The 12,338-nt window shown below is 64.5% G+C and carries 10 protein-coding genes and 1 rRNA gene; 3 read left to right on the forward strand and 8 right to left on the reverse strand.

All coding sequences use genetic code 11. The annotated features are described in order from the left end of the window. The first annotated feature begins 54 nt into the window (after positions 1 to 54). Positions 55 to 167, forward strand: a 5S ribosomal RNA gene (rrf, locus tag MNAB215_RS18605). A 46-nt stretch (positions 168 to 213) separates the two neighbouring features. Here the strand turns inward: rrf and MNAB215_RS18610 are convergent. Next, the gene (locus tag MNAB215_RS18610; protein WP_077080123.1) at positions 214 to 711 is read right to left on the reverse strand and encodes a methylated-DNA--[protein]-cysteine S-methyltransferase; all 498 of its coding nucleotides are present in this window, start codon (positions 709 to 711) and stop codon (positions 214 to 216) included. Then, positions 708 to 2,195, reverse strand: coding sequence for a DNA-3-methyladenine glycosylase 2 family protein (locus MNAB215_RS18615; RefSeq protein ID WP_077080124.1), 1,488 nt, complete (start codon positions 2,193 to 2,195; stop codon positions 708 to 710). Before MNAB215_RS18615 ends, MNAB215_RS18610 begins: the two co-directional genes overlap by 4 nt. Before the next feature lie 145 nt (positions 2,196 to 2,340). Here MNAB215_RS18615 and MNAB215_RS18620 point away from each other — a divergent pair, with 145 nt between their 5' ends. Further along, positions 2,341 to 3,204 carry an acyl-CoA thioesterase gene (locus MNAB215_RS18620; protein WP_083746174.1) on the forward strand — a complete coding sequence of 288 codons (864 nt, stop codon included), beginning with the start codon at positions 2,341 to 2,343 and terminating at the stop codon, positions 3,202 to 3,204. Between the two features lie 22 nt (positions 3,205 to 3,226). Here the strand turns inward: MNAB215_RS18620 and MNAB215_RS18625 are convergent, their stop codons facing one another. After that, positions 3,227 to 4,159 carry a TauD/TfdA dioxygenase family protein gene (locus MNAB215_RS18625; RefSeq protein ID WP_077080126.1) on the reverse strand — a complete coding sequence of 311 codons (933 nt, stop codon included), beginning with the start codon at positions 4,157 to 4,159 and terminating at the stop codon, positions 3,227 to 3,229. 166 nt (positions 4,160 to 4,325) lie between these two features. On the opposite strand from MNAB215_RS18625, the gene MNAB215_RS18630 reads away from it, so the two are divergent. Continuing rightward, complete coding sequence (locus tag MNAB215_RS18630; RefSeq protein WP_077082139.1) at positions 4,326 to 4,673, forward strand: hypothetical protein; 348 nt, start codon at positions 4,326 to 4,328, stop codon at positions 4,671 to 4,673. Positions 4,674 to 4,683: 10 nt separating this feature from the next. Here the strand turns inward: MNAB215_RS18630 and MNAB215_RS18635 are convergent, their stop codons facing one another. From MNAB215_RS18635 to MNAB215_RS18655, 5 genes are all read right to left on the reverse strand, one after another. Continuing rightward, positions 4,684 to 5,937, reverse strand: coding sequence for a hypothetical protein (locus MNAB215_RS18635; protein ID WP_077080127.1), 1,254 nt, complete (start codon positions 5,935 to 5,937; stop codon positions 4,684 to 4,686). Further along, complete coding sequence (locus tag MNAB215_RS18640; RefSeq protein WP_077080128.1) at positions 5,934 to 7,283, reverse strand: condensation domain-containing protein; 1,350 nt, start codon at positions 7,281 to 7,283, stop codon at positions 5,934 to 5,936. The genes MNAB215_RS18635 and MNAB215_RS18640 overlap by 4 nt, the downstream gene beginning before the upstream one ends. After that, complete coding sequence (locus MNAB215_RS18645) at positions 7,283 to 8,962, reverse strand: ABC transporter permease (RefSeq protein WP_245830350.1); 1,680 nt, start codon at positions 8,960 to 8,962, stop codon at positions 7,283 to 7,285. Before MNAB215_RS18645 ends, MNAB215_RS18640 begins: the two co-directional genes overlap by 1 nt. Beyond that, positions 8,962 to 10,353, reverse strand: coding sequence for a condensation domain-containing protein (locus MNAB215_RS18650; protein ID WP_077080130.1), 1,392 nt, complete (start codon positions 10,351 to 10,353; stop codon positions 8,962 to 8,964). The genes MNAB215_RS18645 and MNAB215_RS18650 overlap by 1 nt, the downstream gene beginning before the upstream one ends. A gap of 374 nt (positions 10,354 to 10,727) precedes the next feature. Further along, positions 10,728 to 12,332 (reverse strand): adenylate/guanylate cyclase domain-containing protein, encoded by a 1,605-nt coding sequence (locus MNAB215_RS18655; RefSeq protein WP_077080131.1) that lies wholly within the window; start codon positions 12,330 to 12,332, stop codon positions 10,728 to 10,730. Positions 12,333 to 12,338 lie beyond the last annotated feature (6 nt).

Below are 12,338 nucleotides of genomic sequence, written 5' to 3' on the forward strand. Positions count from 1 at the left end.
GCGTCGAATACCACACCCCCCATCAATACACTTGAATGGAAAAATAAATAGAGTTACGGCGGCCACAGCGACAGGGAAACGCCCGGTCCCATCCCGAACCCGGAAGCTAAGCCTGTCAGCGCCAATGATACTGCCCTATTGGGTGGAAAAGTAGGACACCGCCGAACATACACAAAAACACCCCCTGCAAAGGGGGTGTTTTTGCATTTGCGCTTAGTCGAATAACGTCAAATTCATTGATGTTCGTTGCTTTTCTAATTCGAGCAGGGTTCTTTTTCGATCGAGCCCGCCTCCGTAGCCGGTGAGGCTGCCGCTGGCGCCGATAACGCGATGGCACGGGACAATGATTGCGATCGGGTTATGGCCGTTCGCCAATCCCACGGCGCGCGCGGCGGCCGGCGCACCGATCTGTTCGGCGATCTCTCCGTACGACCGGGTCTGCCCGTATGGAATTGTCAGCAGCGCCCTCCACACCCGTCGCTGGAATTCGGTGCCCAGCAGGTCCAGTTCGATCGCGAAATCGGTGAGCTCACCGGCGAAATAAGCGTCGAGTTCCTCGACCGCGGGCGCGAAGGCTTCGGGATCGGGCGACCAATCGGTCCGGCTGGGTTCATACGTCTGATCGACCATCCGAAGATTCGTCAGCACGCCGCCGCGCCCGGCGAGCGTCAGGAGTCCAATCGGGCTGTCGATGGTGCGGTACTGGATCATGCAACCTCCTGTGGTGGCCATTGATTGACCGGATGCTCGAGCGTGGTCCACAAATGTTGGGTGGCGTAGGAGCGCCAAGGCCGCCACCGCGTGCTGCGCTCGATCAACCTCCGTTGGTCGGTGGGCAAGCCCAGCTGCTTGGCGGCCAGCTGAAGCCCAAGGTCGCTGGCGGGAAACGCATCTGGGTCGCCAAGTCCGCGCATCGCGATCACCTCGGCCGTCCAGGGACCGATGCCCGGCAGTGCCAGCAACTGGTTGCGCGCGCAGTCCCAGTCGCTGCCGGCGTCCAACACGACGCGGTTGTCGGCGAGTCCGGCGATCAGGGCGGTCAGTGTGCGTTGCCGGGCTTTGGGCACGGCCAGATGGACGGGGTCGATCTCTGCGAGCTCGTCGACTGACGGGAAGGTGTGGGTCAGCGCGCCGTCGGGGTCGCGAATCGGCTGTCCGTAAGCCGTGACCAGCCTGCTGGCATGGGTTCTGGCCGCCTTGGTCGACACCTGCTGGCCCAGCACCGCGCGCACGGCGAGTTCAGCCTCATCGACCGTGCGCGGAATACGTTGTCCGGGTGCCTTCTTCACGACCGGGCCAAGTTCGGGGTCGCGAGACAACGTGTCCACCACCGCTTCGGGGTCGGCGTCAAGGTCCAACAGCCGCCGGCAGCGGGCGATCGCGGTGGTGAGGTCGCGAAAGTCGTCGAGCACCAGCAGGCAACGGACGTGATCGACGTCTGGCGTCAATGCGACGACGGCGCTGCCGCACGGTAGTCGCAGGGTGCGCCGAAAGGCGCCGTCGCGGACTTCCTCGCAACCGGGTACGGCGCTCGCGGCCAGGTGACCGAAAACACCGTCGTACGCAAAAGGTTCACGGACGGGCAGCCGCAGACATAAGGTTCCCGGCGATGTGGCTTTCGGCCCGAACCGGGCCGCGGCGCGCGTGCGTAAGGATGTCGGCGTGGCTTCGAACACCAGGCGCACGGTGTCGTTGAACTGCCGGATGCTGGAAAACCCGGCGGCGAACGCGACGTCGCCGAACGGTAGCTCGGTGGTCTCGATCAGCACCCGGGCCGTTTGCGCCCGTTGTGCGCGGGCCAACGCCAGTGGGCCGGCGCCGACTTCGGCCTGCAACAGCCGCTCTAGCTGACGTGCCGTGTACCCGAGATGAGCGGCGAGACCGCCGACGCCGTCGCGGTCCACGGTGCCGTCGGCGATGAGCCGCATCGTTCGCGCGACGACGTCGCCGCGCACATTCCATTCCGGAGAGCCGGGCGTCGCGTCCGGCCGGCACCGTTTACACGCCCGGAAACCCGCACGTTGCGCGGCCGCCGCGGTGGCATAGAACCGCACGTTGCGGGCAAAGGGCGGCCGCACCGGGCAGCTGGGCCGGCAGTAGATCCCAGTCGTGCGCACCGCCGTGACGAACCATCCGTCGAACCGGGCGTCCTTGGACTGGACCGCTCGGTAGCAGCGCTCGAAATCGTCGTGCACGCTTCAACAGTTACACCTACCCGCCGACAAGACTGGCGGAAAAGCGACACGATAGTCGGCCGGTGATTCGCCTGTCCCAAGCCGAGGTGACGCATTCAGCCTGCCGCCCACCGGGCTGCTCGGCGCCAATGAAAAGATTGCGCGAGTGAGTTACCGCTGGCCGACTCTGGCCGATGTCATCGCAACGCTCAGCGTCGATCGCCTTGACGATTGTCACTTCGTCGCCACGCAGCTGGACAACGCCGGCCACCACATCGCCGGCGGCCATATCGCCGCCCAGGCCCTGATGGCGGCGAGCCTCACTGCGCCGGGCCGCAGACCCCACAGCGTGCACGTCTATTACCTGCGTGCCGGCGATGCCCGCAAGCCGGTCGACCTTCATGTCGACATAGCCCGCGACGGCGGCGCGTTGTCCACCCGCAAGGTAACCGCCTGCCAGGAGGGCCAGATCCTGCTCGAGGCGCTCGCGTCGTTCAACGAGCCGTTCGACTCACTCGACTACCAGCAGCCGATGCCCGACGTCACGGATCCTGACTCGCTTCCGCCGGTGCAGGAGCAGTTGGTCGCTTATGCGGATGAACTGGACGGTTTCTGGGTCGAGCCCCGGCCCTTCGACCTGCGCTATGTCGACCCTCCGCCGCGGCTGGCCGTCGACCTGGCCGAGCCATCGGCGCGGTTGCGCATGTGGTGGCGGCCCAACAGCTTTGTCGCGGCCGACGAGGTGCTGCACGACTGCCTGCTGACCTACCTATCCGGAACCACGATGGTCGAACCCGCACTCGTCATGCGGCGGGCCACGCCGGTCAGCACCTTCAACGCGCTTATCGACCACGCGTTGTGGTTTCACCGGCCGGTCGATCTGACGGACTGGGTCCTGTCGGATCAGATCTCTTCCAGCGGTGTCGCCGGCCGGGGGCTGACGACGTCGACGATGTACAACCGCACCGGCCAACTCGTGTGCATCGCGACCCACGAGCTGTACTTCGGCCGAGCTGCTACCCCGGGCTGAGCGCCGTCAGGGTCGGCGTCCGTTATGCCACAAGCGGTTTGGGCGTATCGATCACCGAGTACTCGGTAGCATCGCCCTGGATCGCCCGGCTACGTTCGCCGCGGACGCTTACCGGAATGTCGCCGGCCAGCGTGATCCGGTGCATGCGGCGGGGCTGGTTACCGTAGTCGGACACGGCGTAGTGCTGGGTGGCGCGGTTGTCCCACATCGCGACGTCGCCGAGTTCCCAGTTCCACCGAATCGTGTTCTCCAGCCAGGTGATCCGGTCCTGGAAAATCCGGTACAACGCCTGTGACTCGGCGCCGTTGACCCCGAGGATGGACTTGGCGAAGGCGCCGAGCAGCAGCGCCCGCTCGCTCGTTTCCGGGTGTACTCGCACCACCGGGTGCTGCGTTTCGAAAAGGGTGGATTGGAATTCGGCCGTGTACTTCAGTAGCGCTTCGGGGTTGGCTTCCGCCGCTGCCAGCTTGGCGGGATCGACTTGGGCGTAATCGAACGCGTTGTTGTGTAGGGCCCACAGGTTTTCCGCCAGGTCCTGCAACGGTTGGGGGAGCTGGCGATAGGCGGCGACGGTGGAGGCCCAGGTGGTGGTGCCGCCGTAGGAAGGCAACTCGACAGCGCGCAGGATCGAGGCTTTCGGTGGTCGGTCGACGAAGGTGACGTCAGTGTGCCACTGGTTGGCGCCGCCACCGCCAAACGATTCCAGCCGCATCACCCGGCTTCCCTCGAACCTCAGCGTCGGGTGCGGAGTCGTTGGCACGCCAAGGCTCTCCGCGAAGGCGTAGTGGGCGTCGTCATCCAGGTGGCGCTGACCGCGGAAGAAGACCACTTTGTGCCTCAGCAGCGCTTGATTGATCGCGGCCGCAGTTTCGGCATCGAGTTCGCCGAGTCGCACGCCGTCGACGCGCGCACCGATGTTCTCGCCCAGCTGGACCACACGAAGATCGCTACCCATGATGTCTCCTCAGTCATTCCGTGTGTAGTCAACTGTATACATCGGACCCGAAGACCGCTAATAGTTGCGATCAGTCGGAAGAAATCCGGTTCGAGATGCCGACGGTTGTCCGTTGGTCGCGTGCGCGGACTGGCAGCGCCGAATGGTCGCCAGTAGCGTGGGCCGCATGGCTTCGGGGTATCACGAGAACCGGTTCGTCCGGGCGGTCAACGGCGTCGCGGTCAGCCTGATCAATGCTCCCGTGCTGGGGAATCTGGTCGGACAGGGGCTCGTTGTCGTTCGTTACACCGGTCGACGCTCCGGCAACACCTTCGAGATCCCGGTCGGCTATCGCCGGCGCGGGAATGTTGTCACCATCAACGTGGCCGCTCCAAACGGCAAAAGCTGGTGGCGCAATTTCCTGGGTGCCGGTGGGGAACTCACTTTGCTGAATTTCCATGGGGCCGACTGCACCGGGCACGCGACCGCCACTCGCGATCCGAAGGGCCGAGTAAAGGTCACCGTTCAGCTGTAGAGCGCGACGGTTAGATCATCCGCGGTCCGCCGAAACCCGGAATGACGCCCACCGGGAATAGCGCTAGGGCCGTGACGAGAAGAATGAACAATCGCAAGACTTTTGGCGTGGGCTGCTGCGCGATCTCCGGTCGTTGTCCCGAGAAGAGGATGAACACGACCGCGACGTCGAACGCGACGATCGTCAGCCAGCGGGTCCAGTCGATGCCGGTCAGGAAAACGGGAATGATCAACAGTAGCCCGGCGGTGACCCATACTCTTTGGCCCCGCAACTCCTCGACGAACGCACGCAGCGGCACACCCGAGATTCCGCTGACTGCACGCATAGTCACGACGATTGCAACGACACCGAACATCAGCGACGCGATGAGGCCGCCTGCTCCGATGTGGCCGACAGTGCGGATGGCATCCATAATTCCGTTGTCGTAGTTCGGCATTACGTTGCGGCACACCCAGTCGTGATAGTCGGTTTGACTTGGCTGTCCGGCAACCACGTAGTGCAGCAGCGTCCGTACCGATGTGATGGTGGCCAATGGGTTGGGCATCGAGTGATGGGGCACCGCCGCACAAAGTTGAGCAGCGACGTCGTGACGACCGAACGCCGCGACCACAGCCGCGGTGATGACACCCGGCGCCACAGCCACGGTTATGCCCAAGCGCTGAGTGGTTTCCAGCGCGCCACCGAGGACGATGATCGCCAGCACGGCGCCCAAAGCAAACTCGAGGCCAATCGCCTCGTGCACGAGCGTCAACGCGGCGGTCGCCACACCGTACGCTGCGCAACATCCCATTGCGATGGCCCGGGAACGTGCAAACGCCAACGCCGAGCTGAACAGCGCCAGAGCCGCCCCGCCGAACAGGTCTGGCCGGGCAGAGAAGGCCGCGAACGGAACTCCGAATGGCAGCAACGGAATTAACATCGCGACCATCAGCCTGCGCTCAGATCGATGACGACTGAACAGCACCATGCCCGCGACCGTTGCGAGGCCGCACAGGTAGACCGCCGTCGACAGCCACCGCAGTGTGAGCGTGACCCCGAAGTAGTGTCCCGGGACCAAGTCGACCAATTCACCGGCGAGCCCGCGACGGACGAAGCCGTGTGCGTAGTCAGCGGAGTAGTAGGACATCCAGTACACATCGAGTGGAAAGATCTTTATCCCGAACCACAGCACGGCCGTTGCCCACGCCGCAATCGCGACGGCTATACCGATGTACAGAGGCTGGCGGGTAAGCCTATTCGCGCTGAGGCTCGGGTTTACCGTCACGTCGGGCTGGCGTAGACGCTGGTGGCGAACAGGTGCAGGTCGGCCAGCGCGCTACACGCGAGCTCGCGCGTCGCCGCGGCCGTATTGGCTGCGCCGCCCTGATATGCGACGACGGACAAAAATCGCGTGCCGTTGATCGTCGCTGTGCCGCAATATAATTGGCCGTGAGTCTTTTCGATGCGGCGCGCAGTGATGCCCTGCTCGGCCAGCCGCATGAAGACCTCGATCGCATCCCCACCGTCGATTCGGCTAACGGCGGTATCGAGGCTTCCGAGGTTCGAACAGCCCACCGGCAGTTGCGAGGTCGACATGGCGATGCCTTCGGCGCGCCGGACCACCCATCGCGGTGTGAAGGGAATGAGCGGCAGTCCGGCGAGCATTTCGTTGGGTTGCTCCGCCCGGGACTTCAACAGGGTCTTGAGTTCTGCACGTACGCCGCTCAAGTTTTCAGCCACCGCTCGGGCATCGACCGTAAGTGTGATCGAGGTCAGCGCGTTGGCACGATCGTCGTCGGTGTTGGTGCGGTCGCTGACCGGAAGCACGACCGTCACAGTGTTTCCGTCGGGGTGCACCCTGCCCATCCGGTGAGCCAAGCGAGCTGCGAATGCGACGACAAGCGTGTTGCTGCTTCCGTGAAGGCTGCGCGCACGTGCCTCCCATGCCGCAGCATCGGTTTGTATCGTCACCGACGGGAGGATGGCCTGGCCCTCGCCACTCGAGGCCGGCGTACCGGGTCGGCGCGCCTCAGGCGGGACTTGGGTTTCAGCCGAGACCTTGCGCAATATCAGCAGAGTCGCGACCAGCGCGCGGATTACCGTCGGCAGGGCGAGGACGGCGTCGGCGAGGTCGGAAAGCACTGCACGCCACCGGGTGCGTGAATTCTCCTGTGGATAGCCAAGATTGCGCGTTTTTTTGCTGGCCGCTTCAGCTATGGCCGTTGCTACGCCGAGCCCATCGGCAACGCAGTGTGATGCCACCAAGGTGACCGCTGCACCGCCGTCGTCCAACGGCAGCACGCCAACGTGAAACGTCGGACCGAACTCAGGGTCGACGCGCACCAGCGCGCGTCTTTCAATCCAGCCGCCGATCTCCGACCGTGGCTGCCGCGGCTCGAGCGCGATCTCGGGCGATCGGCTGCCGAGTACCCAGCGATGACGTCCGAACGGCAGTGGCGAGCGCTCGATCCGCCGTCCGAGCAGACCTGCGTCGAGATTGCTTTTGAATGACCGTAATTCGTCGATATTCACGTCGCGGTCGTACACCCACGTGCATTGCACCGTACTGCCTTGGCCGGTGGCCCGAAGCCGTAAGAACGCGGCCTGGTCCAGCAGCGCCAGCTTCGTCACTAGCAGCCGGCTTCGGCCGCTGCACGATACCCGCGCACCGCCAACGGCGTGAACATCGCGACGAGCGCGCCGGCCCACAGACCGGCCTGCGATAGCGGCCACAACACCGGCCCGCCCCCCGCGAGCGCGCGCATCGCCTCGACCGTCGGTGATATCGGCTGAAAGCGCACCACCGGTTGCAGCCAGCCCGGAAACACCTCGGCGGGGGCAACACCCGTGTTCAGGAACAGCAGCACAATGCATGCTGCACCCAGCCAGGTCACCATCACGCGACCGTCGGCGCGAGCAGCGATCGTGATGACCACGGTGGCCATACCCGTCGAGATCGCCACGGGCAGCAGCACAAAGGTCGGTATCGCGATCCAGCCATGAGTGAATCGCAGACCCAAAGCGATCCCGAAGATGGTGAGCAGAATGGCGGACGTGAAGGCTCGGGCAGCCTCCGCGAGCAGTCGGCCCGCCAGGGGACTCGCACGATGAACCGGCAGCACCCACAACCTGGTCAGCAGGCCCGACTCCCGCTCTTGCGGCAGAGCCAGGCCAGCGCCGAGGGTTCCGAAAATCGCACCGACGACCGCGCACATCGGCACTAAGCCGTACAGGCTGTCGTGCCCGGTGACGGCCAGGACGGCCTTGCCGATCAGCAATTTGTAGACGATGAGTAGGAGGGTCGGAAAAAACAGCGCTTGCACCGCGACGATCGGGTCTCGTCGCCAACGGCGCAATAGCCGCCCCGCCTCCACGCCGCTTTGTTTGACGAACGCTGTCAGCGGTGTCTGGTTCGAAACCCCTTTTGTTGCTTGCATATTCGCCATCATCGGCGGGGCTGCGCATGCATCGCGTGCTGGCTCGGCAGTGGGAGTTGCCTTGCGGATGGGCTTAGGCGCGCCCGAAAGCCCGCCACCGTAGCGTCGCTGCATCCGCACCGCGATCCCGCCGAACAGTGCCAGCAACGCGAGGCACCACACCGACGTCGCCGCCAGATCCCTGACCGCGACGTGACCGGCGGCAAGCCCTCGCAACGTCCCGGTGACCTGCGAGACAGGCTGGTAGCGGACGAACGCGCCGAGCCAGTTCGGAAAGGAGTCCACCGGAGCGATGCCGGTGGACAGTAGGACGAGTAGCAGTTGAGGTAGGAGCAGTATTTGGCTTGACGATTCGACGGAGCCGACCCGGGAGCCGAGGGCGTCGGCGCCTAGGCACACTGCCATCGCAAAGGTGACAACGATGGCGACAAAAAGAACCGCATCGGCCGCGCCGCCCGCCATCCGAAAGCCGAAGAACCATGCGATCGCCATGCTGGCGATCAAGGCGATCACCGCGCGTATCAAGCAATAGAGCATCCGCGCGGCTAGCGGCACCACCGCCGGAATCGGCAAACTGCGCAGCTGAAATCCAAAGCCGGACAGCCGATCCCGCGCGGCGCGATCAGCCGTTGTCATCGCGCCGAAGAGCATCGCCTGCACAATGACCACCGGAAGGACATACTGCGCGTACGTTATGTGGCCGGTGTCGATGAGGGCGCCTAAAACCAATGTGAAACCCAGGAAGCAGCCCACGGGCGCCAGGGCTGCGAAGAGTAGGTCGGCGTCGCGCCGAGCGCCCGATATCGTTCGCAAAGTCAGTGCCGCCAGGGCTCCTAACCACATGCCACCGGCGGCAGCAGGCCGAGAAGGCATCAGCTATCGATGTGCGGCTCGGCCCCGTCGGATGCCCGGGCGAACTCGGCACGCATCGCCTCGGCGTAGCGCAGGATGGACCTGCGGGCGACGTCGGTGCCAGGGTAAGCGACCACCAACTGCGTCCTGTCGTGCATCCGGTTGACCCACATGCATACGGTCTCCGACAGCCGATTATCACCCCATATGCCGACACGCAGACCGTCAAAGCTCTCGCCGAAAGGCAGCTTTCGGATGTCGATGTAGGACAGCATCGGGACGGGACGGTCCGGCACCTCGATGGAATCCGACGATTGGCCGGGTGTCTCCAGTAGGTGATAGAACGGCACAGCACCGAGGACGGTGTTCGAGTCGAAGGATGCCTGAGCGGCGTTGGCTACCTGGGCGAATGACGCGCCGGCTGTGGGAATCATCAACGGGACGAAACTGGCCAGCCAACCGACCGTAATGGCGTGGGCGCAGTCTCGCCGGTTGTCGAATGGCGTGAGTCCGAAGTAGGTTGCGGCGCCGGTCAACCTGTGCTCGGCTAGGGCGGCGCAGGCGAACACGCCACCGCTGAAGCGCGCGCCCGCGGCGCGGCACGTCGCTTCGAACCGTCGGCCCTGGTCCGCATCGATCAGGTCGAACACGTCGATCGCTCCCGGCGTATCCGCGGTCGCCTCGCCCAGTTCGAGGGGGAACTTCGGCAACGCCCCCTTGTTCGCGGCGAGGAAGGCCCGCCACGACTGGATCTCGGGTGACTCTTCATTCAAGCTCGCGGTGTACGCGCGCTGATTCGCGCTGTATTCACGATGGCTGGTCACGGGTTTGTGTTCAATCTGCGCGCTCTGCAGCGCGGTGAAGTATGCCGTCTGGATGTCGAGAAAGATCACACCGGCCGACATTCCGTCGGCACGCAAGTGATCGATGGCGATGTAGACGGTGAACCGATCGTCGCCCTGGATGATTCCGAAGGTAAAACAGTCCCACTGGAGCGGATCGGGCGTGTCGAGAAGCAATTTGCGGATCTCGGCTGGAGTCATCGTGCCGAGACCCGTTGGCGCCAAAGTGATGTCCCCGGGGTCGGTGATGACGTAGCGGAGAATCTCGTTATCGTAGAAGGCAAACCGGTCGTGGTAGGTGTCGTGCCGCCGCACATGGCTATTCACCGCGTTTGTCATCGCATCGATATCGCAGATGCCGTTGATCTCCCAGGCGCCAATGCACAACCGCGGGATATCGCGGCCGCGGCTGACCTGGCGACGATAGTAATTGAGATGCTGTGACTGCTGATAACTCACCGGGGCGGGGTGAAATTCCGCTTCGGCGGCGCGGGCGTAGGTTTTCGGCGTGGGATACCAGCACACGACGTCGCCCTGTGCTGACCAATCGCCGACCGTTCCTAGGAACATTCGCCTACACCTCCTTTCAATGGCGCCGCCAGTCCCGAAGACCCTAGCGCCACGGCGCACAGGTCGCTGAGTGACGCTGGGAGCGAGGGAAGTCGTGCTGCCCAGGCCCGGGGCCGGTGTCGCGTTGCTAGCTGCGTCGGCCAATGCGCACGAGACTTTAGCCTCGCACTGGTTTAGGGGCCATCGTGCGCGTTGTCACCGAGCATAAATGGCTCGCTGACTGTTCGTCGCGAAACCATTGAATTCCGTTCTCAGTCTGAGATCCATGCAGGAATGCCGATAAGACCATTCGTTTGCCGCGTCCGCTGAGGGGCCCGACTTTCTAGGCTAAAAGGGTCTCCTGTGGCGGTCCGGCGGTGCGGCCCGCCGATTGACTAGCTGGGCCAGGCCAGGCGGGTCGGATGGTCATGCCCACGCAATGTCACCGTGTCACCCAAAGACCAACGAACACGCTCGCTTTCGCTTGCACCTTGCACGGTGCACTCGGTCGCGAGTGTTCGAGCTGGGTGCGACTTAGCCAACTCGCACAGCCGCGCTGCCTCGTTGACCGGTTCGCCGATCACGGTGTATTCGAACCGCTCCTTGGCGCCGACGTTACCGGCGACGACCTGGCCGGCCGCCACGCCAATACCGGCCTCGAGTTCCGGCATCTCGGCTGCCAGCCGGTCGCTGATGGCGCGTGCCGCGGCGAGCGCATCGTCTTCCGGGCACTCCAGGTGGTTCGGGGCGCCGAAGATCGCAAGTGACGCGTCGCCTTCGAACTTGTTGACCAGTCCGTGGTTTCGATCGACTTCGTCGACGACGATCGAAAAGAACTTGTTGAGGACCTGAACGACGTCGGCAGGCCGTTGACTGGTCACCAGCTGCGTGGAGCCGACGATGTCGATGAACACGACGGCGACATGCCGTTCTTCTCCGCCCAATTTCGGGCGGTCGCGTTCTGCGGCCAGGGCGACTTCGCGCCCGACGTGGCGGCCGAACAGATCTCGCACGCGCTCGCGCTCACGCAGGCCGTCGACCATCGAGTTGAACCCACGCTGCAGCTCGCCGAGCTCGGTCCCGTCGAACACCACCAAATCGCCGCGCAGGTCGCCCTGCTCGACGCGTTTGAGTGCGGCCCGGACGACGCGGACCGGCGTTGCGGTCAGCCAGGACAGGATCCACATCAGAACGAAGCCGAAGAACAGCGCCGCACTCGACACGATCAGCACCGCCACACTCAGCTGGGTCTCGGTCAGGTTTCCCAACACCAAAGCGAAGAACGCGATGAGCGCGATGCCGAGAACCGGCACACCGGAGCCCAGCAGCCACACGGTCAGGGTCCGGCCCATGATGCCCGGTGCCAGCCGGCGGGGGGCTTGTCCGGCTTCGAGTGCCTGTGCGGCCACCGGCCGCAGGGCGAATTCGGTAAACAGGTAGCAGAAGGTGGCCACCAGGATGCCGCAGAAGCCAACGGAGAAACCGACGATCGGGATGAACAGCTCGTTGGCCAGCCCATAGAGCGTGGTCAACAACGCCGTCCCGACGCCCCAGAGGAAGAGCACTCCGAGCGCCAGGTGGAACGGGGCCAGGAACGTTTTGCGTTCGTCGCCCAGCGTGGGTTTGTGCTCTTCGATCGCCCAGCGCAGCGCGGCCACCGTCTGTCGGGTGATCCAGTAAGCCCCAAGGGCGAGCGCGACGGCCACGTATGCGGGCCCCACCCCGAAGGTGATCCACCGCGGCGCGTCGCTGAAGATGCTTGGGGTCGGCAAGGCGACGGTCAGCAGTAGCAGCGCGACGCCGATTCCGACCAGGTTCGTCGCCAGGATGAACACGGTCAGAATGAGCTGAATGCGAACCCGCCGGCGGCTCTGGCTTTCCGTGACCCGCCCGAGCAGCCAGGACCCGTACGCGGGGGTCTCGTCCAGCCGCCCGCTCTGACGGGTCACCGTCTCGAGCACCCGCCCCAAGCGTTGTGCCACGCTCTTATTGGCCGACATGGTGGC

Origin of the sequence: Mycobacterium numidiamassiliense, assembly GCF_900157365.1 — a bacterium.
GTDB lineage: Bacteria > Actinomycetota > Actinomycetes > Mycobacteriales > Mycobacteriaceae > Mycobacterium > Mycobacterium numidiamassiliense.

Coding starts and splice junctions, on each gene's coding strand:
- MNAB215_RS18610 (WP_077080123.1), bottom strand. CDS start 711: ATGATCCAGTACCGCACCATCGACAGCCCGATTGGACTCCTGACGCTC.
- MNAB215_RS18625 (WP_077080126.1), bottom strand. CDS start 4,159: ATGGGTAGCGATCTTCGTGTGGTCCAGCTGGGCGAGAACATCGGTGCG.
- MNAB215_RS18630 (WP_077082139.1), top strand. CDS start 4,326: ATGGCTTCGGGGTATCACGAGAACCGGTTCGTCCGGGCGGTCAACGGC.
- MNAB215_RS18645 (WP_245830350.1), bottom strand. CDS start 8,962: ATGCCTTCTCGGCCTGCTGCCGCCGGTGGCATGTGGTTAGGAGCCCTG.
- MNAB215_RS18650 (WP_077080130.1), bottom strand. CDS start 10,353: ATGTTCCTAGGAACGGTCGGCGATTGGTCAGCACAGGGCGACGTCGTG.
- MNAB215_RS18655 (WP_077080131.1), bottom strand. CDS start 12,332: ATGTCGGCCAATAAGAGCGTGGCACAACGCTTGGGGCGGGTGCTCGAG.